The sequence below is a fragment of the Arthrobacter sp. Marseille-P9274 genome (assembly GCF_946892675.1).
Lineage (GTDB): Bacteria > Actinomycetota > Actinomycetes > Actinomycetales > Micrococcaceae > Crystallibacter.
On sequence record NZ_CAMPOV010000002.1, the window covers coordinates 871,069 to 896,267 of the forward strand.

26 protein-coding genes are annotated in these 25,199 nt (G+C 69.4%); 19 read left to right on the forward strand and 7 right to left on the reverse strand.

Annotated elements, in window-relative coordinates; translation table 11 throughout:
* Window positions 1-100: 100 nt before the first annotated feature.
* Window positions 101-481 (forward strand): VOC family protein, encoded by a 381-nt coding sequence (locus OC550_RS17220; protein ID WP_262107135.1) that lies wholly within the window; start codon window positions 101-103, stop codon window positions 479-481.
* Between the two features lie 88 nt (window positions 482-569).
* Here OC550_RS17220 and OC550_RS17225 read toward each other — a convergent pair whose 3' ends face one another.
* Window positions 570-953 (reverse strand): DUF5997 family protein, encoded by a 384-nt coding sequence (locus OC550_RS17225; RefSeq protein ID WP_262107136.1) that lies wholly within the window; start codon window positions 951-953, stop codon window positions 570-572.
* 73 nt (window positions 954-1,026) lie between these two features.
* Here OC550_RS17225 and OC550_RS17230 point away from each other — a divergent pair, with 73 nt between their 5' ends.
* From OC550_RS17230 to OC550_RS17255, 6 genes are all read left to right on the forward strand, one after another.
* The gene (locus OC550_RS17230) at window positions 1,027-1,821 is read left to right on the forward strand and encodes a LysR family transcriptional regulator substrate-binding protein (protein ID WP_262107137.1); all 795 of its coding nucleotides are present in this window, start codon (window positions 1,027-1,029) and stop codon (window positions 1,819-1,821) included.
* Between the two features lie 23 nt (window positions 1,822-1,844).
* Window positions 1,845-2,633 (forward strand): inositol monophosphatase family protein, encoded by a 789-nt coding sequence (locus OC550_RS17235; protein ID WP_262107138.1) that lies wholly within the window; start codon window positions 1,845-1,847, stop codon window positions 2,631-2,633.
* Between the two features lie 35 nt (window positions 2,634-2,668).
* Entirely contained in the window at window positions 2,669-3,463 is a 795-nt protein-coding gene (locus OC550_RS17240) for an enoyl-CoA hydratase/isomerase family protein (RefSeq protein WP_262107139.1), read from the forward strand.
* A 152-nt stretch (window positions 3,464-3,615) separates the two neighbouring features.
* Window positions 3,616-4,158 carry a YceI family protein gene (locus tag OC550_RS17245; protein WP_262107140.1) on the forward strand — a complete coding sequence of 181 codons (543 nt, stop codon included), beginning with the start codon at window positions 3,616-3,618 and terminating at the stop codon, window positions 4,156-4,158.
* 209 nt (window positions 4,159-4,367) lie between these two features.
* A complete protein-coding gene (locus OC550_RS17250) occupies window positions 4,368-4,619 on the forward strand; it encodes a hypothetical protein (protein WP_262107141.1) in 252 nt (83 codons plus the stop codon).
* 71 nt (window positions 4,620-4,690) lie between these two features.
* Window positions 4,691-5,374, forward strand: a complete 684-nt coding sequence (locus OC550_RS17255) for an SRPBCC family protein (RefSeq protein ID WP_262107142.1) — start codon at window positions 4,691-4,693, stop codon at window positions 5,372-5,374.
* Here the strand turns inward: OC550_RS17255 and pstS are convergent.
* Together pstS and OC550_RS17265 are read right to left on the reverse strand one after the other, a co-directional pair.
* Complete coding sequence (gene pstS, locus OC550_RS17260) at window positions 5,361-6,470, reverse strand: phosphate ABC transporter substrate-binding protein PstS (RefSeq protein WP_262107143.1); 1,110 nt, start codon at window positions 6,468-6,470, stop codon at window positions 5,361-5,363. The two genes, OC550_RS17255 and pstS, sit on opposite strands and share 14 nt — an antisense overlap.
* A 78-nt stretch (window positions 6,471-6,548) precedes the next feature.
* A complete protein-coding gene (locus tag OC550_RS17265; RefSeq protein WP_262107144.1) occupies window positions 6,549-8,072 on the reverse strand; it encodes an FAD-dependent oxidoreductase in 1,524 nt (507 codons plus the stop codon).
* Between the two features lie 119 nt (window positions 8,073-8,191).
* Between OC550_RS17265 and OC550_RS17270 the strand changes: the two genes are divergently transcribed.
* Entirely contained in the window at window positions 8,192-8,770 is a 579-nt protein-coding gene (locus OC550_RS17270; RefSeq protein WP_262107145.1) for a cysteine hydrolase family protein, read from the forward strand.
* A 44-nt stretch (window positions 8,771-8,814) separates the two neighbouring features.
* Window positions 8,815-9,057 carry a DUF2630 family protein gene (locus OC550_RS17275; RefSeq protein WP_262107146.1) on the forward strand — a complete coding sequence of 81 codons (243 nt, stop codon included), beginning with the start codon at window positions 8,815-8,817 and terminating at the stop codon, window positions 9,055-9,057.
* Window positions 9,058-9,063: 6 nt separating this feature from the next.
* On the opposite strand, the gene OC550_RS17280 is transcribed toward OC550_RS17275, so the two are convergent.
* On the reverse strand, window positions 9,064-10,002 hold the full coding sequence (locus OC550_RS17280) for a Ku protein (protein ID WP_262107147.1): 939 nt from the start codon (window positions 10,000-10,002) through the stop codon (window positions 9,064-9,066).
* A gap of 69 nt (window positions 10,003-10,071) precedes the next feature.
* Between OC550_RS17280 and OC550_RS17285 the strand changes: the two genes are divergently transcribed.
* The 8 genes from OC550_RS17285 to OC550_RS17320 all read left to right on the forward strand — a co-directional run bounded on the left by OC550_RS17285 (window position 10,072) and on the right by OC550_RS17320 (window position 20,814).
* The gene (locus OC550_RS17285) at window positions 10,072-12,621 is read left to right on the forward strand and encodes an ATP-dependent DNA ligase (protein WP_262107148.1); all 2,550 of its coding nucleotides are present in this window, start codon (window positions 10,072-10,074) and stop codon (window positions 12,619-12,621) included.
* Between the two features lie 46 nt (window positions 12,622-12,667).
* Entirely contained in the window at window positions 12,668-15,076 is a 2,409-nt protein-coding gene (locus OC550_RS17290; protein ID WP_262107149.1) for a phosphoketolase, read from the forward strand.
* A gap of 107 nt (window positions 15,077-15,183) precedes the next feature.
* A complete protein-coding gene (locus OC550_RS17295; RefSeq protein ID WP_262107150.1) occupies window positions 15,184-16,257 on the forward strand; it encodes a LacI family DNA-binding transcriptional regulator in 1,074 nt (357 codons plus the stop codon).
* A 10-nt stretch (window positions 16,258-16,267) separates the two neighbouring features.
* Window positions 16,268-17,038 (forward strand): S9 family peptidase, encoded by a 771-nt coding sequence (locus OC550_RS17300; protein WP_262107151.1) that lies wholly within the window; start codon window positions 16,268-16,270, stop codon window positions 17,036-17,038.
* Between the two features lie 38 nt (window positions 17,039-17,076).
* Window positions 17,077-18,000, forward strand: a complete 924-nt coding sequence (locus OC550_RS17305) for a carbohydrate kinase (protein ID WP_262107152.1) — start codon at window positions 17,077-17,079, stop codon at window positions 17,998-18,000.
* Window positions 18,001-18,074: 74 nt separating this feature from the next.
* Window positions 18,075-18,887, forward strand: a complete 813-nt coding sequence (locus OC550_RS17310) for an HAD family hydrolase (protein ID WP_262107153.1) — start codon at window positions 18,075-18,077, stop codon at window positions 18,885-18,887.
* Complete coding sequence (locus tag OC550_RS17315; protein ID WP_262107154.1) at window positions 18,884-19,696, forward strand: glycerophosphodiester phosphodiesterase; 813 nt, start codon at window positions 18,884-18,886, stop codon at window positions 19,694-19,696. Before OC550_RS17310 ends, OC550_RS17315 begins: the two co-directional genes overlap by 4 nt.
* Complete coding sequence (locus OC550_RS17320; protein ID WP_262107155.1) at window positions 19,693-20,814, forward strand: glycerate kinase; 1,122 nt, start codon at window positions 19,693-19,695, stop codon at window positions 20,812-20,814. The genes OC550_RS17315 and OC550_RS17320 overlap by 4 nt, the downstream gene beginning before the upstream one ends.
* Window positions 20,815-20,816: 2 nt before the next feature.
* On the opposite strand, the gene OC550_RS17325 is transcribed toward OC550_RS17320, so the two are convergent.
* Window positions 20,817-21,068: a hypothetical protein gene (locus OC550_RS17325; protein WP_262107156.1), complete on the reverse strand. Its 252-nt coding sequence runs from the start codon at window positions 21,066-21,068 to the stop codon at window positions 20,817-20,819.
* Window positions 21,069-21,149: 81 nt separating this feature from the next.
* On the opposite strand from OC550_RS17325, the gene OC550_RS17330 reads away from it, so the two are divergent.
* Entirely contained in the window at window positions 21,150-21,800 is a 651-nt protein-coding gene (locus OC550_RS17330) for a dienelactone hydrolase family protein (protein ID WP_262107157.1), read from the forward strand.
* A 124-nt stretch (window positions 21,801-21,924) separates the two neighbouring features.
* Here the strand turns inward: OC550_RS17330 and OC550_RS17335 are convergent, their stop codons facing one another.
* Entirely contained in the window at window positions 21,925-22,137 is a 213-nt protein-coding gene (locus OC550_RS17335) for a dodecin (RefSeq protein WP_262107158.1), read from the reverse strand.
* Between the two features lie 294 nt (window positions 22,138-22,431).
* Between OC550_RS17335 and OC550_RS17340 the strand changes: the two genes are divergently transcribed.
* Complete coding sequence (locus OC550_RS17340; protein ID WP_262107159.1) at window positions 22,432-23,796, forward strand: MFS transporter; 1,365 nt, start codon at window positions 22,432-22,434, stop codon at window positions 23,794-23,796.
* Window positions 23,797-23,802: 6 nt separating this feature from the next.
* On the opposite strand, the gene OC550_RS17345 is transcribed toward OC550_RS17340, so the two are convergent.
* On the reverse strand, window positions 23,803-25,128 hold the full coding sequence (locus OC550_RS17345) for a uracil-xanthine permease family protein (protein ID WP_262107160.1): 1,326 nt from the start codon (window positions 25,126-25,128) through the stop codon (window positions 23,803-23,805).
* Between the last annotated feature and the right edge of the window lie 71 nt (window positions 25,129-25,199).

Here is a 25,199-nt window from a genome sequence, read left to right on the forward strand (position 1 = left end):
CGACACCCAGGTGGCAGCAAGGTCCCGGTCTTCGGACCGGGACCCTTGCTTTTTGTCCGGGGTACTCGGGTTGGCAGCGGGTCCGCGATAGGCTCACACAATGCGGATCAAAATGTGCAGCATCCATGTCAAAGACCCGGCGGAAGCGTTCAAGTTCTACACCGAGGTATTGGGCTTCGAAGAGCTCGTCGCGATGCCTGAGTACTTCCTCTACATCGTGAAGTCACCCGAGGAGGGGCAGGGGACCGGCCTGCTGCTGGAGCCGAGCGACAACCCGCTCGGCGAGGCCTACATGAAGGGCGTGTACGACGCCGGCATGCCCACCATCGTTTTCGGGGTCCCCGATGTGCAGGCAGAGTATGAGCGGTTGAGCGCCAGGGGCGTGAAGTTCACCGCCGAGCCGCAGCCGGATCCCTCGGGCATCCTGTCCGCGGTGTTCGACGACGGCTGCGGCAACCTCGTCCAGCTGCACCAGGACTAGTATCGCAGGACCGTTCCGGCGGGCCCGGGCCCGGCGGCCAGCCTGGTCCGATGGATTGAGCTGGTTCGACGGCCGGTCCGGCAGGGGCCTAGCTCGAGGCGGTGTCGGTGCGCTGCTTGAGCCGCTGCTCCTCGGCGCGGACGGCGGCGAAGGACGCGCGCTCGGCGACCAGCCACTGGGGCGGATCCTGCAGCAGCGCGGTGATTTCCGCCGTCGTCAGCGGATCCGTGATGCCGCCGCGGGCGAGGCCGCCGATGGAGACGTTGAGCTTCCGGGCGACCTCCGGCCGGGGGTGCGGCCCGTTGCGCCGCAGGTCCTGCAGCCACTGCGGCGGATTTGCCTGGAGCTGGTCGAATTCCTCGCGCGAGACGGGGTTGTCCTGGAACTCCTGAGGTGCCGCCGGCAGGTAAATGCCCAGCTTCTTGGCTGCTGTGGCCGGTTTCATGGTCTGGGACGGTCGCGCGGTTGTCATGGGACCAGCGTAGCCGCCCTCGGCTAATCTATTGAAGGACCGGGCCCGCCGGGCGCGCAGCCGAGAGGAACCCATGGACACGGACACCACCGGGCAGCGGACGCTGACCATCGGCCTGGTCCCCGGCGTCGTCCCGGACAAGTGGACGCGCCGCTGGGCGGACCGGATGCCGGACATCCCGCTGCGCGTGCTGGCCTGCGGCGAGGACGAGCAACTGCAGGTCCTGCGCGACGGCCGGGCGGATATGTGCTTCATCCGGCAGGCGGCGGACGCCGAGCGGCCGACGGGTCCGGAGGAACTGAGCCTGATCCCGCTGTACACCGAGCGGCCGGTCGTGGTGGCGCCGAAGGACCACGAGCTCGAGCTCTATGACGAGGAGGTCCCGGCCGCGGAGCTGGCCGCGTTCACGGTGCTGGACCCGGCGGAGATGGGTGGAGCCAGGACGGGCGTGGAAGTGGTGGCCTCGGGGGCCGGAGTCATGGTCCTGCCGATGTCCGTGGCGCGGCACTACAGCCGCAAGGACGTCATCAGCCGGATCGTGGCCGACTACCCGGAGACGAAAGTCGGCCTGGCCTGGCTAACGGAGCGGACCGACGAGGTCATCGAGGAGTTCATCGGCGTGGTGCGAGGACGCACGGCCCACAGCTCGCGCCAGCCCTCGGTGCGCCGCGAGGCCGAGGCGAAGAAGGACACCCGGGGCCGGAAGGGCGCCGGCGCCGGCGGGCAGGGCGGCACCCCGGCAGGCGCCAAGGGCGGAGCCAAAAGCGCTGCCAAAAGCGGCACTAAGGGCGGCCAGGGGACCAAGGGCAAGAGCCCCAAGGGCCGGCAGCCGCCGAAGGGCCGGCGCCCCAAGCGTCACGGACGGTGACCGGCCGCCGTTAGGCTGGTGCCATGACGCTGCCGCAGAACCCTGACCATCTTGACGATGCCGAGCTGGCCGCCTGGCTGGTGCGCTCCGCGGCCCAGCTGGCCGCGCGAATGCGCTCCGACGTGACGACGTTCGAGGAGAAGACGAGCATCTCCGACGTGGTGACGGCGGCGGACATGGCGGCCGAGAAGCTGGTGGTGGACACGCTGCGCCGGGTGCGGCCCCAGGACAGCATCTTCGGCGAGGAGGGGTCCGAGTTCACCGGAACTTCGGGCCGGACCTGGGTGATCGATCCGGTGGACGGGACCTACAACTTCTTTACCGGGGCGACGTACTGGTGCGCCGCTTTGGCCCTCAAGGACGACGGCGGGGTGCAGCTGGGCGCCGTGTACCACCCCGCGGAGGATGCCCTCTGGCTGGGCGGGCAGGACCGTCCGACCACCCGCAACGGGGTCCCGGCATCCGTACTGGCCAATGCCCCGCTGGACCAGAGCTGCGCCGCGGCCTACCTGCACCACACCTACCTGCGCGACGACAACGCCGCAGAGCCCTACCTCGCGGCGGTGCTCGGGGCGGCCACCTATCGCACCTGGGGCTCCGCCTCCTGCGAGCTCGCGGCGACGTCCGCTGGCATCTTCGGGGTGTGGCTGCAGCAGGGGCTGCCGGAATGGGACTGGCTCCCCGGCAAGGCGCTGGTGGAAGCGGCCGGCGGGGACACCGCCGTCGTGCAGGTCAAGGGGTACCGCTGGCACGTGGCCGGCGGGCAGCAGCAGGTGGCCGACACGGTGCGCCTGCTGGAGTCGCAGGCGTAGGCGTAGTCAACGGGACGGAAGAGGGCAGGACCGGTATGCAGCAGTACGAGACATTGAAGATCGAGCGGGCCGAAGCGCTGGCCACCGTCACGCTGGAGCGGCCGGAGGCCATGAACGCGCTGAGCAGCCGCGTGGTGGCCGAGCTGGCGCGCATGGTGGAGGAACTGGGATCGCCGGAGGCGGCCGGGATCCGCTGCGTGCTGCTCACGGGCTCGGGCGCCAAGGCGTTCGCGGCGGGCGCCGACATCCGCGAGCTGGCCGACATGACCGGGGAGCAGGCCGCCGGGTACAGCGGCGCCATGCTGGAGGTCACGCGGGCGCTGGAGCAGCTGCCCGTGCCGGTGATCGCCTGCGTCAACGGCTTCGCCCTGGGCGGCGGCCTGGAGCTGGCGATGGCCTGCGACTTCATTTACGCGACGGCGAACGCCAGGTTCGGCCAGCCGGAGGTGAACCTGGGCCTGATTCCGGGCTTCGGCGGAACGGTCAGGCTGCCGCAGCTGGTGGGTCCGGCCCGGGCCAAGGAGCTGATTTACAGCGGCCGCGCCATCGACGCGGCGCGCGCCTTGGAGATTGGCCTGGTCAACCAGGTTTTCGACACCCGCGAGGAGATGCTGGAAGCGGCGGCCGCCACCGGAGCGGAAATCGCTGCCAAGTCGCCGGCGGCGGTTGCGCGGGCCAAGCGCACCGTGGACGCCGTGGCCGCACTGCCGACCGCGGAAGGCCTGCAGCTGGAGCGCGAGGCCTTCGCCGCCGCGTTCGGCACCGAGGACGCCCGCATCGGCACGCGGTCCTTCCTGGCCAAGGAAAAGCCGGAGTTCACGGGGAGGTAGCCTCGCCGTCGCCTCCGCTCCATCATCGGGCGGAACTATTGCAGCGGCGGCAGCGTGATGCATGTTATGTTGACGCATCAACTAATTTGCCGCTACAGTTACATACGAAAGCATGAATATGCTGTCGGATACGCAACGCCTAGGAGGCACTCATGGCCATCGAACTCAGCCCCGGAACCTGGAACCTGGACCTGGCCCACAGCGAGGTCGGCTTCATCGTCCGCCACGCCGGCATCAGCAAGGTGCGCGGCCAGTTCACCGACGCGGAGGGCACCCTGGTGGTCGGCGAGACGCTCGAGGGTTCGTCCGTGCAGGCCGTGGTGAAGACCTCGTCCTTCGACTCCAACGATGACAACCGCGACGCCCACGTCAAGGGCGCCGACTTCTTCGACGTCGAGCAGTACCCGAACATGACCTTCAAGGCCAGCGGCGTCGAGGGCACCCCGGAAGAGTTCAAGCTGACCGGCGATCTGACCATCAAGGACACCACCCTGCCGGTGGTCTTCGACGTCGAGTTCGGCGGCATGGCGGTCGACCCGTTCGGTGCCACCCGCGCCGGCTTCTCCGCCACCACCCAGATCTCCCGCAAGCAGTTCGGCATCACCTGGAATGCCGCGCTGGAGGCCGGCGGCGTGCTGGTCGGCGACAAGGTCACCATCAACGTTGACGCCGCGTTCGTCCTGCCCTCGAACTAAGGCAGCCCGCAGCCCGCAGCCCGCTGCGCAGCACGCAAAGCACTGACGACGGCGGACGGTTCCCTCCCGCAGCGAAGGGAACCGTCCGCCGTCGGGCTTTAATGGGCGGGAGCGGCGGGCAGTCCCGGCATTCCGTTGCCGGGCCGGGGCTTGTTGCGTACGGTGGGACGAAACGTGAAGGTCCGGAAGACGACGAGAGGAAGCCAAGCATGCGGCACAGGGGCGAGGGCGAACCGGACGCGGGCGGCCGGGGCAAGGCGAAGGACGAACTGGGCAGCACGGACTACTACGGCGGAACGGGGGCCGGCGGTTTCCCGCCCGGTGCCAGCGGCAAGGACGACCTGCCGATCGAGGATCCGGCGGCGAAGTCGGACAAGGCCGCCGGCTCCGCCCCGGTCCAGGACGTCCCGGGCGGCACCCTGAACGACCCGGACAACGAGCCGGAGGCCGGCGAGGCCTGAGCCGCGGCCGGACCATTGCCGCGCGTGCCGGTGCTGGGTACCGTTGATTTATCGTCAGTGGAGGGATTCCCATGGCACGCATCGAAGAGACCATCGACCTTACCCTCGGCGCGGAGGACGCGTACGGCCAGTGGCTGGATTTTGAAGCCTTCAGCCTGTTCATGCGCAGCGTAGAGCGGGTAATCCGGACCGGCGACGGGGCCCATCACTGGGTGGTCAAGATCGCGGGACGGCGCCGGGAATTCGACACGCGCATCACCTCGGACGATCCGGGCAAGCGCGTGGCTTGGGAGGGGACCGGGGACATCCCGCACAGCGGCGTGATGGTGTTCACCCCGATCGACAATGGGCACACCCGGATGTCCGTATCAATCGACTGGCAGCCCGGCTCCGTGGTGCAGAAGGCCGGCCACCGCGTGGGCTCGGACCACCGGGAGGTCCGCAACGAGCTGTGGCGTTTCAAGGACTTTGTCGAGTCCGGCGGCACGCTCACCCACCACGGGGTTCCGGAGCATGGCCTCGGCAGCCACGATTACTTTGGCGGCACGGCCGGCGGCGGCTTCCCGCCCGGTGTCACGGAACTGCCGGACATCCCGATGCAGGACCCGGCGGCGGCCAAGGACCAGCCGGGCGGGCACGGCGAGATGGGCGAGGCCAGCCCGCGCCACCGGGCCGCGGATGCCGCCGGGGCCCGAGGCGCCGGTCCGGCGCCGGAGGCGGCGAGGGACCCCGAAGGCGGAGCTACCGGGCGCTGATCCGGTCCACCGACTCGATCGCCTGCGTCGAGAGGCGCTCGGAGAGGGGCGCGGACTTGGCGGACTCGGCGGCCGCGGCCTGGCCTTCCTGGCTCAGCACGTAGTTGGCGAAGGTCTTGGCGAGTTCGGCCCTGTGCGCGTCCTCGTAGCTGCTGCAGTACACGTGGTACGAGACGAGCAGAAGCGGGTAGGCTCCCGCCGCCGTCGTGGTCCGGTTCAGTTCCAGTGCCAGGTCGCCCTCGGGCCGATCCTCAACGGGCTTCGATTGATCCAGGGCCTTGGCCGCCGCTTCGGCGGTCACCGGCACATAGTCGTCTCCGACCTTGAGGTTCACCTTGCCCAGCGGGGGTCCGACGGCCGAGTCATCGGCGTAGGTTACGGCCCCTTGGGTACGCGCGACCTGGCTGACGACGCCGGCATTGCCCTGGGCGTTTTCGCCGACGTATTCGGCGGGGAAGGCGTCGGAAGGATCTGGGGTCCACGCCTCGGGGGCCGCGGCATGCAGGTACTCGGTGAAGTTCTCGGTGGTGCCTGAGTCGTCGCCGCGGGTGACCGGGGAGACCGGCAGGTCCGGCAGTTCCACTCCGGGATTCTGGCGGGCAATGGCCGGGTCGTTCCAGGCGGCGATCTCGCCCTTGAAGATCCGGGCAATGGTCGCCGCATCCAGGTTCAGTTCGCTGATGCCGGGGAGGTTGAAGCCGACGGCGATCGGCGACACGTAGGCAGGAACGTTGAAGGCACCGCCGGATCCGCAGACATTCTTGGCGAGTTCCATTTCCTCGTCGTCCAAATACGCATCCGAGCCGGCGAAGTCCACGGCCCCGGCCAGGAAAGCCGTGCGGCCGGCCCCCGAACCGTCCGGCGAATACTGCATCTGGACCTTCGGATTCAGCTGGGCGAATTCCGCACGCCAGGCGTCCATGGCGGCGTTCTGTGCGGAAGAGCCGGCGCCGGACAGCGTGCCCTCCAGATCCGAGCCATGCTGCGCGGCGGATTCCTGTTCTGCCCCCAGCGGGTAGTCGGAGCCACAGCCTGCCAGCGGCAGCGTGAGCAGGGCGGCGGCGAGGACGGTCGGGCGGAGTTTTTTGCGTGCCATCGCCTCGAGCCTAGCGTTAACGGCCGGTGAACAGGGAGTGAAGGCCGCATGGCGTGGTTCAGGGCAGCATCGGGTGCGTTATTTCACCTCAAGGTCGCGCGTCGCCGGTCCCTCCAGTACCGTGCCGTCCGGCGCGAAGCGGGAGCCGTGCAGCGGGCAGTCCCAGCTGCACTCCGCGTCGTTCCAGTTCAACACGCCGCCCAGATGGGTGCAGATGGCGCTGACCCGGCGGGTGGTCCCGTCCACGGTGCTCACCCCGACGGGCCGCGCATTCCCCCGCACTACGGTGCCTTGGCCCTCGGGCGGGGACGTCTGGGAGGTGCGCGTCAGGCCGCCGAGCCAGCCAGCTACCAGTTCCAGGCCGACCTCGGCGTTGGTCTGGACCGTGGAGAGCGCGTCCTGGGGCGCGATCCCTGCCTTGTAGAGTTTCGCGGCCCAGGGCTTCGCGCCGCCGAGCAGGGTGGAGGACAGGGCCAGCGCCGCGGCCGCCGCATTGGTCAGGCCCCACTTATTGAAGCCGGTGGCCACCAGGATCCGGTCCTCGGCGAAGGACAGCCGGCCCACGTAGGGGACCGCGGCGGCGGGCTCGTAGTCCTGCGCGGACCAGCTGTGCGTCAGCTCGGCGCCGGGGAACTGGTCTTTGGTCCAGCGGACCAAATCCTCGAGGTTGCCCTTGGTATGCTGCTGCCGGCCGACGCTGTGCCCGTTGCCGCCGACAACGAGCACCTGCCGCCCGGCGTGCGCGGCGGTGCGGAGGCTGCGGGTGGGGGCATCGATGGAGAGGTACATGCCGGACGGGATGCCGCCGGGCACGTTGAACGCGGCCGCGTAGGAGCGCTGCGGCTTGAGGACGCTGAAATGCCCGCCGCGGTTCAGGATCGGCGTGCCGGTGGCCAGCACCACGTGCTCCGCGGTGACTTGGCCGGCCGCGCTGTGCACGGTCAGCCTGCGGCCGGCCTGCCCGCCCTCGGCGCGGCGGGATCCGCTGGCATCCCGGGTGACCGAGACGTTCGTGGCGCGGATCCGCTCGATCAGCACCCCGCCGCGTTCGCGCAGCTCGGCGGCCAGCCCGGCGAGCAGTTCCATCGGGTGCACCTGGGCCTGGTCCGCGAGGCGCAGCGCCCCGGCAACGGGAAAGGGCAGTTCCGGTGCCGCTTCGACGTATTCTCCGCCGAGCCCGGCGTCGGTGGCGGCCTGCAGCTCGGTGCGCAGGTCGGCGACGCCCTGCCCGGTGGCTGCGTAGGTGTACGCGTCGCGCCGCTCATAGGCCATGTTGTGTTCCTCGCAGAAGCGCAGCAGCCACGCCTGGCCCTCGCGCTGCGCCTCCACGTAGGCCCGGGCGGTACCGGCGCCGTGGTGCGCGGTGATCCTGGAGAGCTGGCGGCCCTGCAGCAGCGAGACCTTCGCCGTCGTATTGCCGGTGGTCACCGCCCCGGTACTGCGCGCTTCGAGGATGGCGACGCGCTGGCCGGCGCGCGCCAGCAGCACGCCGGTGGCGAGGCCCGTGAGCCCGGCGCCGGTGATGACGGTGTCGTACTCGGCTCCCGGCTCGAAGGAATCGGCGGGAATGGCGGGCGCGGTGTCTAGCCAGAGCGATTTCATCCAACTGTCCTTTCTGCAAAGGTCAACTCCCACCCCACCCTGTTGGACGCAGGCCGTCAAGGGATAGCTAAGCTTGCTTTCAAAATGGGTGGAAATGGTTGGAAACCTTAGGAGGATCCATGGACAGCTCCGGGACGGCCGTACTGGTCATCGACATGCAGAAGGCCTACTTCGAGGCTGAGGCCCTGCGCAGTCGGCAGGACGAGGTGGTGGCGGCCTGCAACCGCCTGGTCGCCGCGGCCGCCGCCAACGATGTTCCGGTGCTGCTGGTCTGCACCGAGCACGAGCGGGACAAGTCCACCTGGACGCTGAGCATGCTCGACGACGACCAGGGCTTCATCTTCTCCGGGAGCGAGCAGGCCGAGTTCGTCGACGGCCTGCGGCACGAGGGCCTGCCGCGCATGGTGAAGACCCGGGACAGCGCCTTCATGGGCACGGACCTGCTGCTGCGGCTGCGGAATTTCGGCGCCGGCCGGCTGGTCCTGGCGGGGGTGGCGACCCACAACTGCGTGGCCCAGACCGCGGCCGACGCCTTCGCGAACAACTTCCGTGTGGTGTACGCGGCGGACGCGATGGCCTCCACGAACGAAGAGTATGCCGACGCGATGCGGAGCATCCTCAGCGACGAATACCGCCAGCCCGTGCTCGGGGAGGCGGAGGTGGAAAAACTGCTGGCCGGGAGCGGCAAGCCTCAGTAGCCTGATAACCGAGCCAGCAAGCCGGAGCGAGCAGGAGGTCCACCATGGACGACGATATCCACCGCCGGATCGAAGACCTGATCCAGCAGGAGCAGCGTTTGCGCGAGATCGGCGCCGAGGACAGCGAGCAGGCCGAGGCCCGCGCCGCCGACTTGGCCCGGCTGGAGGAGCAGCTGGACCAGTCCTGGGACCTGCTGCGCCAGCGCCGCGCGAAACGGAAGGCCGGCGACGATCCAGAGGACGCCCGCGTCCGCCCGGTTGACGAAGTCGAGAGCTACCGCCAGTAGCGCGCGTCAGGCGCCCTTGCTGGCCTTGGCCCGGGGGCGCTTCGGCGCGGCCTCTTCGTCCTCCTCCTTTTTCGCGGCGGTCTTCCGGCCGGACGTCTTCGACGCCGGTTTGGCCTTGGGCTCCTCCGCCGCCTTCTCCTTCGCGGCCGCAGGCTTCTTGCCCTCGCGGTTCTTTTCCACGCTGCGCCGCAGCGCCTCCATCAGGTCCAGGACCTTGCCGCCCTCTTCCTCGCCTTCCTCGCCGAACGTGGCCTCGGTGTCCAGCGACTCGCCCTGTTCGATCTTGGCGTCGATCAGCGTGCGGAGCTGCTCCTGGTATTCGTCCGTGAACTCGTCGGGCTTGAAGTCGCTGGAGAAGGACTCCACCAGCGCGGCCGACATATCGCGCTCCTTCGCCGAGATCCGCACCGTCTCCTCCAGCGAGGGGAAGCTGGCCTCGCGGACCTCGTCCTCCCAGAGCAGCGTCTGCAGCATCAGCACATCCCCGCGCACCCGCAGCGCCGCGAGCCGCGTCTTCTGCCGCAGCGCGAACTTCACCACTGCCGTCCGGTCCGTGTCCTCGAGCGTCTTGCGCAGCAGCACGTAGGCCTTGGTGGACTTCGAATCCGGCTCCAGGTAGTAGCTGCGGTCGAACATGATCGGGTCGATCTGGTCGCTCGGGACGAACTCGACGACGTCGATCTCCCGGTTTTTCTCCACGGGCAGCGATGCCAGGTCCTCGTCGCTGAGCACGACCGTGCGTTCGCCGTCGTCGAAGGCCTTGTCGATGTCCTTGAACTCGACCACTTTCCCGCAGACCTCGCAGCGGCGCTGGTACCGGATCCGCCCGCCGTCCTTCTCGTGGACCTGGTGGAGCTTCACGTCATGGTCTTCGGTGGCGCTGTACAGCTTGACCGGGACGTTGACCAGCCCGAAGGCCACGGCCCCTTTCCAGATGGCTCGCATGGGTCAAGTCAACACCAAGCATGCTGGCAATTACTAGCTATCGGGGCGCTAATTGGCAAGACTAAGCCTATGGCCAGGACAAGCAGTGCCCAGCGGCAGATCGTCGAGGTGGACGGGCACCGCCTGAGGCTGACCAGCCTGGACAAGGTCATTTACCCGGAGACCGGCACCACCAAGGCGGACGTCCTGTCCTACTACTCAAGCATCGCGCCGTACCTGATCCCCCACGCAGCGAACCGGCCGGTCACGCGCAAGCGCTGGGTCGACGGCGTCGGCACGGCGGCCAAGCCGGGCGAAGTGTTCTTCCAGAAGAACCTGGAGGACTCGGCGCCCTCGTGGATCAAGCGGCACGCGATCGAGCACAAGAGCGGCACCAACGTCTACCCGATGGTCAACGATCTGGCCACGCTGACTTGGCTGGCCCAGATCAGCGCGCTGGAGATCCATGTGCCGCAGTGGAAATTCGGCCCGCGCGGAAAGCGGAACAATCCGGACCGGATGGTGCTGGACCTGGACCCCGGCGAGGGCACCGGCCTGGCCGAGTGCGCCGAAGTGGCCCGGCTGGTCCGCAGAATCCTGGAGGACATGGGGCTGGACCCGCGGCCGGTGACCAGCGGCTCGAAGGGAATCCACCTCTACGCCGCGCTCGACGGAAGGCAGACCTCCGAGGAGGTGTCCGACGTCGCACATGAACTGGCGCGCATGCTGGAGGCGGACCACAAGGACCTGGTGGTCAGCGACATGAAGAAGACGCTGCGGCAGGGGCGGGTGCTGCTCGACTGGAGCCAGAACCACTGGAACAAGACCACCATTACCCCGTATTCGCTGCGCGGCCGGCTGCATCCCATGGTCGCGGCGCCGCGGACCTGGGAGGAGCTCGAGGACCCGGACCTAGGCCATTTGGACTACCGTCAGGTGCTGGACCGGGTGGCGGAGTTCGGCGATGTGCTGGCCGGGATGGGTACCGGAACGGTGGCGGAGGAGTCGCTGGAGGAGGCCCGGGACGCCGCTGCGGAGGCGGAGGGGAACGACGGCGGCGCGGGGCCGGCCTCGGACCGGTTGAGCAAGTACCGTTCCATGCGGGATGCGTCGCTCACCCCCGAGCCGGTGCCGGAGGCCAGCCCGGTTGACCGGGCCGGGAACACCTTCGTGATCCAGGAGCACCATGCCCGGCGGCTGCACTACGATTTCCGGCTCGAGCGCGAGGGCGTCCTGGTCTCCTGGGCGGTGCCGAAGGGGCCTCCGCCGGGCACCGGCAATAACCACCTCGCCGTGCAGACCGAGGACCACCCGCTGGAATACGGCGGATTCGAGGGCAGCATCCCCAAGGGCGAGTACGGGGCCGGCGAGGTCACCATCTGGGATGCGGGGACCTATGACCTGGAGAAATGGCGTGACGGCAAGGAGATCATCGTCATCCTGCACGGGCGCGAGGACGGCGGGCTCAGCAGGGACGGCGGTCCGGCGGGGCCGCGGCGTTATGCGCTGATCCACACCGGCGGGGAGCGCGGCGAGAACAACTGGCTGATGCACCTGATGAAGGACCAGACGCCGGGCTCCTACCGCAAAGGCACGTCGCACGAGCGGCAGGACGACGACCTGGCGAAGGACGCCGAGCCGCAGTTCGTGAAGCCGATGCTGGCCTCGCAGGGCGGCGGCGCGGACATCACCGACGAGGACGAGTGGGCGTTCGAGATGAAGTGGGACGGGATCCGGGCGATCGCGATCATCGAGGACAACGGAGTCCGGCTGATCAGCCGCAACGGCAACGACCTCACGGCCGCCTATCCGGAGCTGGCGGATTTGCCGGATGCGGTGCACGCCTCGACGGCGGTGCTGGACGGCGAGATCGTGGCGCTGAACAAGGCCGGGCGCCCCGACTTCGGCCTGTTGCAGACCCGCATGAACCTCACGAAGAAACGCGAGATCGACCAGGCCGCCAGGAGCACGCCGGTGCACCTGATGCTGTTCGACCTGCTGCACCTGGACGGGCACTCGCTGCTGCGACTCGAGTACTGCCAGCGCCGGGAGATCCTCGCCAAGGCCGTGGAGGCGGGCGGGCATGTCCAGGTGCCGCCTGACGCGGACCTCACCCTGGCCCAAGCTATCGCCACCAGCAAGGAGCTCGGCCTGGAAGGCGTTATCGCCAAACGGGTGGACAGCACGTACACGGACGGAGCACGTTCGAGGAGTTGGATCAAGATCAAGCACCAGACGACCCAGGAAGTGGTCATCGTCGGCTGGCGGCCGGGCAGGGGAAGCAGGGAGCGCAAGATCGGCTCGCTGCTCGTGGCCGTGCCGGACGGGCCGGAGCTGCGCTATCTCGGCCGCGTCGGTTCCGGCCTGACCGAGCGGGACCTGGCGGCCGTGGGGGCGCGGCTGAAGAAAATGGCCCGCAAGACGCCGCCGCTGGCCGGCGTTCCCTCCGCCGACGCGGCCGATGCGCACTGGGTCCGGCCCGCGCTGGTGGGCGAGGTGCAGTTCAGCGAACGCACTGAGGCCGGCAAGCTGCGCCACCCGGTCTGGCGCGGCTTCCGCCCGGACAAGAAGCCGTCCGACGTCGTCGTCGAAACCGAACCTCGAACCGAACCCCAAACCGGAACAGCAGCCGAAGCCTGAACCGCCAGCGCAAGCACCAAAACCAGCACCAACAAGGAGTGAGCACGTGACCGAACAGCAGGAAGCACTGACCAACCCGGGTGCCGACCAGCGCAGCCTCGGCAGGCTTGAGGGGGTCGACCTGTGGTGGCGCGCGGCCAACTACCTGAGCGCCGGCCAGATCTACCTGCGGGACAACCCCCTGCTGCGGCGGCCGCTGGAACCGGCGGATGTCAAGGCGCGGCTGCTGGGGCATTGGGGCACGACGCCGGGGCTCAACTTTGTCTACGCGCACCTGAACCGGGTGATCGCCGAGACCGGGCAGGACTTCCTCTTCATTACCGGGCCTGGCCACGGCGGGCCGGCTAACGTTGCCAACGCGTGGCTGGAGGGCACGTACTCCGAGATCTACACGCATGTGGGGCAGGACGAAGCCGGGATGCGCGCCCTGTTCAAGCAGTTCTCCTACCCCGGCGGCGTCCCCAGCCACGCCGCCCCGGAAACGCCGGGGTCCATCAACGAGGGCGGCGAGCTCGGCTACTCGCTGGCGCACGCCTTCGGGGCGGTGTTCGACAACCCGGACCTGGTGGCGGCCTGCGTCATCGGCGACGGCGAGGCGGAGACCGCGGCCCTGGCCGGCAGCTGGCATTCCAGCTCCTTCCTTAACCCGGCCGTGGATGGCGCGGTGCTGCCCATCCTGCACCTGAATGGCTACAAGATCGCGAACCCCACTGTGCTGGCCCGGATGCCCGAGGAGCAGTTGGCGGCGCTGATGGGCGGCTACGGCTACGAGCCGCACTTCGTCACCGTGGCGGATCCGCGGGACACCGCCCGGGCGCACGAGGAGTTTGCCCATGCCCTCGAGACCTGCCTCGCCGGCATCCGTCGCATCCAGGCCGAGGCCCGTGCAGCCGGCGGCGGCAGGCCCGCGGGGGAGAGTGCGCCGGTCTGGCCGATGATCGTGCTACGTTCGCCCAAGGGCTGGACCGGTCCGGAAACGGTGGACGGCAAGCCGGTGGAGGGGACGTGGCGGGCGCACCAGGTGCCGCTGTCCGAGGTGCGGACCAACCGTGCGCACCTGGAGCAGCTGGAGCAGTGGCTGCAGTCCTACCGTCCGGAGGAACTGTTCGACGGCGCCGGAGGGCTGCGCGCGGAGATCGCGGCCCTGGCGCCGGCCGGCAACAGCCGCATGAGCGCCACCCCTTATGCCAACGGCGGCCGGCTGCTGCATGACCTCGTGCTTCCCGAATACGGCGACTTCGCCGTCGTCGTTAAGGAACCGGGCACGGAACGCGTCTCCCCGATGGCGAACCTGGGCGGCTGGCTGCGCGAGATCATCCGGCTGAATCCGCACAACTTCCGCCTGTTCGGCCCGGACGAGACGGCCTCCAACCGGCTCCAGGCGGTCTACGAGGCCACGGACAAGGTCTGGCAGCAGCGCATCGAGGACGTGGACGAGCATCTGGCCCGGGCCGGGCGGGTGATGGAGGTGCTCAGCGAGAACCTCTGCCAGGGCTGGCTGGAAGGGTACCTGCTGACCGGTCGGCACGGCGTCTTCAACTGCTATGAGGCGTTCGTGCACATCGTCGACTCGATGTTCAACCAGCACGCGAAGTGGCTGCAGGTGCACCGGGAACTGCCCTGGCGGCAGCCCGTGGCGTCGCTGAACTACCTGCTCTCCAGCCACGTCTGGCAGCAGGACCATAACGGCTTTTCGCACCAGGACCCGGGCTTCATCGACCACGTCATGAACAAGAAACCCGAGGTGGTCCGGGTCTACCTGCCGCCGGACGCGAACACGCTGCTGGCCGTGGCCGAGCACTGCCTGACGTCCCGGGACTACGTGAACGTGGTCGTCTGCGGCAAGCAGCCGTCGCTGACCTGGCTGGCGCCGGAGGACGCCCGCAACCATGCCGAGCGGGGCATCGGGGTGTGGGAGTTCGCGGGAAGCGAGCGGCCCGGCGAGGAACCCGACGTGGTCCTGGCCTGCGCCGGGGACGTGCCGACCACCGAGGCGGTGGCGGCGGCGCGGATCCTGCGCCGGCAGCTGCCGCAGCTGAAGGTCCGCCTGGTCAACGTGGTGGACCTGATGCGGCTGCAGGATGCCAAGGAGCACCCGCACGGGCTGGAACACCGGGACTTCGACCGGCTGTTCACCACCGACAAGCCGATCATTTTCGCCTACCACGGCTACCCGTGGCTGATCCACCGGCTGACCTACCGGCGCACGAACCACGAGAACCTGCATGTGCGTGGCTATGTCGAGGAAGGCACCACCACCACGCCGTTCGACATGGCGATGATGAACCGGATCGACCGCTTCCAGCTGGCCATTGACGTGATCGACAGGGTTCCTGCGCTCGGATCGTCCCAGACCGGCCTGCGGCAGCGGCTGCAGGACATGCGCATGCGGGCGCGGCGACACACCCGGGAGTTCGGCGAGGATCCGGCGGAAATAGCGGACTGGAGCCTCTGAGCGGAACGTTTCAATATTTCTCCAAGGTCCGGGCCTGTCAAATGGACGCGAAATCGTTACGCTTGACCCAGGGGGGCCAATCTGTTGGGGGAGAGAGTGTTCAGGCCATGGGGAGTCTATTCAAGCCGACCATCCGCGATGTCGCGGAGAAGGCCGGCGTTTCACTAGCGACAGTTTCTTATGTGCTGTCGGGACGCAGCGGGGGATCCACGCGGATCAGCGAGCCGACCAAGGAGCGTGTCCTGCAGGCGGCGAAGGACCTGGGCTACGTGCCGAACCGTGCCGCGCAGGGCATGCGGCGCGGCCGGACGGACACCGTCGCGGTCGTGATCGAGTCCTTGGAGTCGCCGTGGGACAGGGCGTTGGTGGAGACCGCCAACCAGATCCTGCCGTCGCACGGGCTGCGGGTCGTGATCCTGCTGGGGCAGGACGCGTGGCGCAACTTCATGCTCTCCGGCGGGGCGGACGGGGTCATCCTCGGCTTCAGCTCGGAGTCGGAGGAGGAGACCCGGACCATCGAGGATCTGGCGCGGCGCGGCGTGGCCCAGGTGGTGGTTTCGCAGTTCCTGGAGCCGAAGGGCTTCGACGTGCTGGCCATCGATGCCGAGGGCGGGCTGGCCGAGGCGGCCAGGTACCTGGCCGCGAGGCACCAGAGGATCGGCGTGATCCACCGGGGGCTGGCGACGGCCAGCCGGCGCGGCACGCGGTTCGAGCTGTTCCGTGCGGCGATGCAGAAGGCCGGCGTCGAGCTCGATGACCGGCTGGTCCGGGCCTCGGGTGGCAACTGGCGCACCGCCGTGAATGACGCGATGGAGCTGCTGAGCCTGCCCGAACCGCCGACGGCGTTCTTCACGACGGCGGACATGGAGGCCTTGTGCGTCTCCGGCGCGGCCACGTTGAAGGGCCTGAACATCCCGGAGGACCTGGAGATCATCGGCGTGGAGAATTCCGAACTGGGCCGGGAGTCCAATCCCACGCTCAGCACGGTCGGGCCGGATCCCAGCGAGCATATCGCGGTGGACCTGCTGCTGCAGCGGCTGCAGGGGAAGGGGCCGCAGGAGGGCCGCCGGGTCCCGGTGCCGTGGAAGCTGCACCTGCGCGGCACGACGGCGCACGACGTCGCGGGCTCGGAATCGAACGGCAACGACAGCCCGATCGTCGGGGCAGGCACGGGCAGCTAAAGTACTGCGGATGGAGCCCATCCGCTATGGCTACGGCCCGAATCCCAGCCAGTACGCGCAGCTGTACCTGCCCGCCGAACCCCGGCGCGCCGTCGTCGTTATTGTCCATGGCGGCTACTGGCGCGCCCGCTATACCGCCGAACTGGGCCAGCCCGCGGCACTGGACCTGGCGGCGCGCGGCTGGGCCTGCTGGAACCTCGAGTACCGGCGTGCGGGCAACGGCGGGGGCTGGCCGGGGACCTTCGAGGACGTGGCCGCCGGCATCGATGCCCTGGCCGGCGCCGCGGTCGAACACGGCTTGGCGCTGGACGCGGTGGTCGGGCTGGGCCACTCCGCCGGCGGGCAGCTCGCGGCGTGGGCCGCAGGACGCGGCGGCCTGCCGGCCGGAAGCGCCGGGGCGGATCCCGTGGTGCCGCTGACCGCGGTGCTCAGCCAGGCCGGGGTGCTGGACCTGCGCCGGGCGTGGGAACTGGGGCTGAGCGACCAGGCGGTCCGGAACTTCCTGGGCTGCGGCCCGGAAGACGAGCCGAACAGGTTCGCGCTGGCGGACCCGATGCGCCGGCTTCCGCTGCCGGTGCCCGTCTACGCCTTCCACAGCAGGCAGGACGAGGCGGTGCCGTTCGAGCTGTCCGAGCGCTATGTCGCCGCCGCGCGGGCTGCCGGTGGCCGGGCGGAACTGGTCCCGGTGCCGGGCGGCCACATGGACCTTATCGATCCCGCCAGCCCGGCATTCGAGAGTGTCCGCGGAGTGCTCGGGCGCCTGGATCCGGGTCCGTCCTAGGCCTGCCGCCGGCGGACTTGCTCTGCTACGTTGACACTGTGCTGACAGTAATCGGGGAAGCCCTCGTAGACGTCGTCTCCAGCGACAACACCGCGCCGCTGTCCCATGTGGGCGGCAGTCCGTTGAACGTGGCCGTGGGGCTGGCCCGGCTGGGGCAGCCCGTGCAGTTCGTGGGCCGCTACGGCCGGGACGACTACGGCAACATGATCCTGCACCATCTGCGCCGGAACTCGGTGCTGACGCCGCTGGAGCCGGACTCCCAGCCCTCCAGCGTGGCCCTGGCCAGGCTGGACAAGTCGGGAACGGCGCACTACAGCTTCGACCTGCTCTGGGAGCTGCCCTCCCTGGACCGCGCGGCGCCCCGGCTATTCGAGGACACGCAGTGGCTCCACACCGGCTCGATCGCCGCCATGCTGGAGCCCGGGGCGCACACGGTGCTCGCCGCCGTCGAACGCGTCCACCCGCGCGCCCTGGTCAGCTACGACCCGAACTGCCGGCCGACGATTATCACCGACCGGGATTTCGCCCGCCGCCAGGTGGAGAAATTCGTGGCGCTCAGCGACCTGGTGAAGGCCTCGGACGAGGACCTGCGCTGGCTCTACCCGGACCGGCATCCGGAGGACACCGCGCATGCGTGGCTGGACAAGGGCCCTGCCATGGTCGTGGTCACGCGCGGCGCGCGGGGGCCGTGGGGCGTGGTCCGGGACGGAGCGGCCGAAGTGGCGGCCCCGGCGGTGGATGTCGCGGACACCGTGGGCGCCGGCGACTCCTTCATGGCCGCGCTGCTGGCCACCCTGATGGAGCGGGGTTTCGGCGGCTCCGGCCGGCGGGATGCCCTGCAGGCCTTGAGCGCGGAGCAGCTCGAGGAAGTGCTGTCCTTCGCTGCCCGCGCGGCCGCCGTCACGGTGTCACGGCCGGGGGCCAATCCGCCCACGCGCCAGGAACTCGGCCTGGGCGAGTGACCGAAGCGCGAAGAGGCAGCGGCGCGCAGGCACCGGGCACGGCGGCACCGGCGGACCGCCCTAGGATGGGCACTATGCGTTTGATTGCCAGTGACCTGGACGGGACCATCATTGGCCGGGACGGAAAAATCAGCGACCGCACGGTGCGCGCCTTCAAGGACGCGGCCTCGGCGGGCATCGAAGTAGTCTTTGTCACCGGACGCCCGCCGCGCTGGCTGGACCCGCTGCGCGAGCGGATCGGCCACGAGGGCAAGGTCATCTGCTCCAACGGTGCGGTGGTGTACGACCTGGCCACGGGCGAGGTCCTGACCGCCCGGGCGCTGCCGCACCGCAACATCTTCGCGGCCCGGGACGCCATCCTGCACCTGCACCCGACGACGACGTTCGCCGCCGAAACGACCACGGGCTTCCTGCTGGAACCGGGGTTCGTGGACTCGGGATCTGTGGAGCTGCTGGACGGAATTACCCCGGCGCCGCTGGAGGCCTCGCTCACCGAGGAGGACGCCGTCGTCAAATTCCTGGCCCGCGGCAAGGAACAGGACCCGGACGCCTTCCTGGCCGAAGTCCACGCCGCCGTCTCGCACCTCGCGGCGGTGACCCGCTCGGCGCCGACGGAGGCGCTGCTGGAGATGGCGCAGCCGGGCATCAACAAGGCCGTCACGCTGGCCGAATACGCGGCGTCGCTGCGGATCGGGCCCCAGGACGTGGTGGCCTTCGGTGACATGCCCAACGACATCGAGATGCTGCAGTGGGCCGGCTCTGGTTATGCCATGGGCTCGGGCCACCCGGAAGTCATCGGCGCCGCCCGCTACCGGGCACCGTCCTTCGCCCAGGACGGCGTGGCCCAGGTGCTCGAGGCGCGGCTGGCGGAACTGGAAGGGCCGTGACCGGCGACTTTCCGTACCTGAGCAATTCCTTCGGCGCTCCCGCCGGCTCCGAGCCCTGGCCGCTGGCCTTCGCGCACCGCGGGTTCTCCCCGGAGGGGCTGGAGAATTCCATGGCTGCGTTCCATGCCGCCGTCGAGCTCGGCTTCGGGTACGTGGAAACGGACGTGCGCACCAGCGCCGACGGGGAACTGATGGTGTTCCATGACGAGACGCTGGACCGGGTCACGGACGGCACCGGCCGGCTGTCCCGCCACACCGCCGCGCAGCTGCGGCAGATCCGGATCGGCGGGGTGGAGCCCATCCCGCGGCTGGAGGACGTCCTCACCCGGTGGCAGGACCTGAAGCTCAACGTGGATGTGAAGGACGCGGCCGGCGGGCCAGTGCTGGCGCGGTTGATCGAGGACCACAAGGCCCACGACCGGATCCTCGTCACGTCCTTCTCCGACCGCCGGCGGCTCGCGGCGTACCGCGGGCTGACCCTCCCCGCGGCGAGCTCGGGCGGTGTCACGTCCCTCGCCGCGCTCGTGGGACTGGGCCGGGTCGGCCTGACCCGGGCCGTGGGCCGCGCCGCCCGCATGAACGCGGTCCAGGTGCCGGTCCGGTACGGGCGGGTCGCCGTCGTCACGCCCGGGTTCGTGCGGCGCTGCCATGCCGCCGGACTCAAGGTGCATGTCTGGACGATCAATGAGCGCGCGGAGATGGAGCGGCTGCTGGACCTCGGCGTGGACGGCATCATGTCGGACCGCGCGGACATACTGGCTCAGGTGATGGATGAACGCGGCTTCTGGCCGCAGAGGGGACGGGCATGAGGGTTCTGGTAGCACCGGACAAGTTCAAGGGGACGCTCTCCGCGGCGGAGGCCGCGGCGGCGATGGCCGAAGGAGCGCTGCGCGTCTACCCGGATGCCGAGGTCCGGACCGTGCCGGTGGCGGACGGCGGCGAAGGAACGCTGGAGGCGGCCCTTGCCGCGGGTGCCCAGGAGCATACCGCCCGGGTCCGCGGGCCGCTGGAGAAGGAGGTCACGGCGTCCTGGGCGATGCTCGAGCGGGGCGGCACCAGGACCGCGGTGATCGAGACGGCGAGGGCCTCCGGGATGCTGCTGACCGAACCGTCGGTCCAGACCGCGCTGGCCGCGCATTGCTACGGCAGCGGCCAGCTGATTGCGGCCGCGCTGGATGCCGGGGCGACCGAGATCGTGCTGGGCCTGGGCGGTTCCGCCATGACCGACGGCGGCGCGGGAGCCCTGTGCGCGTTGGGGCTGGAAATTTACGACGGCGCCGGTGCCCGCCTTCCGCTCGGCGGAGCGGAGCTCGGGGTCGCCCGGCGGGTGGACGCCACCCGCCTGGACCCGAGGCTGCAGGGCGCGGTGCTACGGATCGCCGCCGACGTGCAGAACCCGCTCTACGGGCCGGAGGGCGCGGCCCGGATCTTCGCGGCGCAGAAGGGCGCGGACCTGACGTCGCTGGAGGTGCTGGACGCAGGCCTGCGGCGCTGGGCCGCGCTGATCGAGGAAGCGACCGGGCGGGACGTCAACGTCCCCGGGGCGGGCGCAGCCGGCGGTTTCCCGGCGGCCTTCCTTGGCTTCACCGGGGCGCGGCTGGAGAGCGGGTTCGAGCTGGTGGCCGAGCTCACCGGACTGGACGCGGCACTCGACGAGGCGGACCTGGTTATCACCGGTGAAGGCGCGCTCGACGAGCAGTCCGAATACGGGAAAGCACCTCTGGGCGTGGCGGACCGCGCGCACGCCAAGGGACTCCCCGTCGTCGTTATTGCCGGGAAGATCACGCTGGATCCCCGCCGCCTGGCGGCCCACGGCGTCGAGGCGGCCGTGAGCCTGCTCGACCTCGCCGGCAGCCCGGACGAGGCGTTCGCCCAGGCCGCCAAGTACGTCACGTGGGCCACGCAGCAGGCGCTGGAAGGGGCCTGAGGCTAGTCGCGGGGAGCGGGTTCGGGCGGCAGGAAACCGTCCTGGCCCGGCTCGGCGGCGCGTTCCGGGTTTTCGGAGGCCTTGTACTCGCCCTCAGGGCTGAGGCCGGGGACCCGTTGGCCTGCATTCAGCTGGCCCGAGGTGAAGGCATCCTCGTCGAACTCGGCGGCTGATTCCTGCTTCGGCGCCGGAACCCCGACGTCCTCGCGCAGGTGCTCGTCCCGGGGCAGGTCTTCGCTGGGTTGCTGGCTCATCACTCCAGCCAACCACCGGCGGCGCCGGCGCACAACGGGTTGGGCGTAGGAAGCGGCCCGGTTTTGCGGCAGACTTAAACCATGTCCGCACAGATGACCGTGCTGTCCGGCGGGCCCGCCCTCGCGGCGGACCTGCATATCCCCGCTGGCGCCCGGGGGATCGTGGTGTTTGCCCACGGCAGCGGCAGCAGCCGAAGGAGTCCGCGCAACATCGAGGTGGCGCGGACCCTGCACTATGCCGGGCTGGGCACGCTGCTGTTCGACCTGCTGACGGATGCGGAAGAACGCCGGGATGCCGTGGACGCGTCGCTCCGGTTCGACATCGGCTTCCTCACCGAACGGCTCACGGCGGTGGTGGACGAGGTCAAGACGCGCCCCGACACGGCCGCGCTTCCGATCGGGTTGTTCGGGGCCAGTACCGGCGCCGCAGCCGCCCTCGGCACCGCGGCTGCCCGGCCCGAAGCCATCGCGTCCGTGGTGTCCCGCGGCGGCCGGCCGGACCTCGCTCCGGACCTGGCCGGGGTGGAGGCTCCGACGCTGCTGCTGGTCGGCTCCCGGGACACCCAGGTGATCGAGCTGAACCGGAGCGCCGCGGCGCAGCTGGGCGGGCCGCACGAGCTCTACATCGTGGAAGGGGCCACGCACCTGTTCGAGGAGCCGGGCACCCTGGACGTGGTCGCGGAACGGGCTGCCGCCTGGTTCATCCGGACCATGCCCGTCCGCGCGCACTGAAGGCGCGGGCACACCAAAGGTTCGGACGGGCCGAGGGTCCCGGCGCACTAAGGCCCGGGCTCATTGAAGGCCCGGGCCCGCTGGCGCCTGGAGTTCCGGCCCCGGAGTTCCTGCGGAGTGCCGGTCAGGAACCCTCGTGCCGGAAGCCGAGCTTGATCGTGACCTGCCAGTCCGCCACGGCGTTGTCCTTGAGATGGCCGCGGACCTCCTTGACCTCGAACCAGTCCAGGTTGCGAAGCGTCTTGGAGGCCTCGGCTACGGCGTTGGAGACGGCGGCGTCGATGCCGTCCGGGGACGAGCCGACGATTTCAGTGACGTTGTAGACGTGGTTGGCCATGCTTCCTCCTTGCGGATGGGCCCGGGTCGGACCCCGGGGCACGTGCCTGCCACGCTAGCCGCGTTACCGCCGCCGGTCTAGGGCTCGCGGCATCCCGGCCTCCCGGGCGGTGCTCGGCATCGGCCGACGGAAGTTGCAGAGCGCCCGAGCGTCGGGAATTTACCCCTTTGTGATAGCCGACACATGCAGTATCCTCATTGAGTCGGAATACGAACATTTGTGCGGATAGCGTACGGAAAGCTCTAGTTATCTCCGGTTGCGGGATCCCGCCCGCCCGATTCCAAAGGATCTCCTATGTCCCATGAGACAGGACGACAGTCTGCTGAGCCGAGCACCACTGCAGAGCAGCAACGCCGGCTAAAGCGCGCCAAAAAGGCCGCACTCGCTGCCTTCCTGGGCGGCATGCTCGAGTACTACGACTTCTTCGTCTATGCCACGGCCGCCTCCCTGGTGTTTTCGCAGATTTTCTTCCCGGCGGGCGATCCGACCGTGGCCCTGATCGCGTCGTTTGCGACCTTCGGCGTCGCCTACATCGCCCGCCCGTTCGGCGCAATTGTCTTCGGGCATCTGGGGGACCACATCGGCCGGAAGAACACGCTGGTGCTGACGCTGGTGCTGATGGGTGCTGCGACATTCCTGATCGGCCTGCTTCCCGACTTCAACACCATCGGATACTGGGCGCCGGCCCTGCTGGTCCTTCTGCGCCTGATGCAGGGCCTCTCCGCGGGTGCTGAGACGGCGGGGGCGTCGGCGTTGACCATGGAGGAATCCCCCGTCGGCCGGCGGGCCTTCTTCCCGTCCTTCGCGATGAGCGGCATCTCCGCCGGCATCGTGCTGGCGTCCCTGGCCTTCCTGCCCGTCGCCGCGATGTCGGAAGAGGACCGGCTGGCCTGGGGCTGGCGGATTCCCTTCCTGCTCTCCCTTGTCGTGCTGATCGTGGCCTACCTGGTCCGGCGTTCGCTCGACGAGCCCGAAGTTTTCGAGGAGACGGCCAAGCATCACGACCGCGCCAAGCTGCCGTTCATAGAAATGCTGCGCACGCACCCGGCCCAGTTTTTCCAGGTAGCCCTGATGTCTTTCGAGACGGTGACCAACACCTTCATGCAGGCCTTCGGGCTCGCCTACGCCGTTTCCGTCGGAATACCGGCCCAGACGATGCTGTTCGTGAGCATCCTGGGCAACGTTATTGCGATGGCCAGCCAGCCGGCTATGGCCCTGCTGGCCGACAAGTTCGGGCGGCGCCCCGTCTTCATCACCGGCGTGCTGGGGTCCGGCATGCTGATCTTCGTCTACTTCTGGGCCATCTCCACGGCACAGATCGGGCTGGTCTTCGCCGTCAGCACGCTCATCACGGCAGGCACGTACGCCATGTCCAACGCCATCTACCCGGCGTGGTTCTCCGAGCTCTTCAACGTCCGCGTGCGCTATAGCGGGATGGCCATCGGCCTGCAGGTGGGTATCCTGTGCGCCGGGTTCACGCCGCTGCTGGCCACCGCGCTGGTGGGAGGAGTGCCCGCGAACTGGGGCCCGGCCGCCTGGATCGTGGCTGGTTCATCGGTCCTCGCCCTGATCGGGGCGCTGTGGGCGCGGGAAACCTACCGCACGCCGATCCGCGAGCTGGGAAACCCGCTGCACGGGCGGATGCACGCGACCGTCTAGCGGCGCTCAGCCCAGCTTGGAGGGGGTGGCTCCGGTGTCCTCGGCGGCGTCCAGCGGCTCGGTGCCGCGCCAGCGGGCGACAAGGCCCATGCCATGGAAGATCAGCAGCGCCGCGGCCGTGCCCAGGGCGATGCCTTCGAAGGTCAGCTCGCCGATGGACCAGGTGAAGTTGGCGATGCCGATCACCAGCGAAACGCCGGCCACGGAAAGGTTGATGGGATTGGCGAAGTTGACCCGGTTCTGGACCCAGATCCGCACGCCGAGGATGCCGATCATGCCGTAGAGCACCACGCCGGCCCCGCCCAGCACGCCCGGGGGAACGGTGGCGATGAGCGCGCCGAACTTGGGGAACAGGCTCAGCAGCACGGCGATGATGCCGGCGACCCAGTAGGCCGCCGTCGAGTACACCTTGGACGCTGCCATCACGCCGATGTTCTCGGCATAGGTGGTGGTTCCGGACCCGCCGCCGGTGCCTGCGAGGACCGTGGCCAAGCCGTCCGCCATCAGCGCGCGGCCGGTATAGGGGTCGAGGTTCTGCCCGGTCATGGCCGCCACTGACTTCACGTGCCCGATGTTCTCCGCCACGAGCACCAGCACCACCGGGACGAACAGGCCGATGAGGGAAATGTGGAACTCCGGGGTGTGGAACTGCGGCAGGCCCACCCACGCGGCGTCGTTGATGGCGGAGAAGTCCACTTCGCCGCGCAGCACGGCAGTCAGGTAGCCCGCCAGCACACCGACCAGGATGGAGAGCCGGCCGAGCAGGCCGCGGAAGAGGACGGCGGCCAGCAGGATCGCGACCACCGTGACGACGCCGGTGACGGCGCCCTGCTCGAAGTTGGTCTTAGCCGTCGGCGCCAGGTTCAGGCCGATCAGCGCCACGATGGAGCCGGTCACCACCGGAGGCATCACGACCTGGATCCAGTGCGAGCCGGCCTTATGGACGATGAAGCCGATGACGAACAGCACCGCCCCCGCCATGATCAGCCCGCCCAGCGCACCGCCCATGCCGTGCTGGTTCATGGCGGCGCCGATCGGCGCGATGAACGCGAAGCTGGAGCCGAGGTAGCTCGGGATCCGGCCGGCCGTGATGACCAGGAAGAGGATCGTGCCGATCCCCGAGAACAGCAGGGTGGTGGACGGCGGGAACCCGGTGATCAGCGGCACCAGGAAGGTGGCGCCGAACATGGCGACCACGTGCTGCGCGCCGATCCCGATGGTCCGGCCCCAGGTCAGCCGCTCCTGCGGGGAGACCACCGTGCCGGGCGCAATGCTCCTGCCGTCGCCGTGCAGTTGCCAACGGAAGGGGGAGGACTTCTCGGTCGTGCTCATGGAGGGCCTCTCGGGACGTGGGAAGAGCTTGGTCTGGAAGCATCCTACTGCCGCCGGCCCTTCCCGCGCGC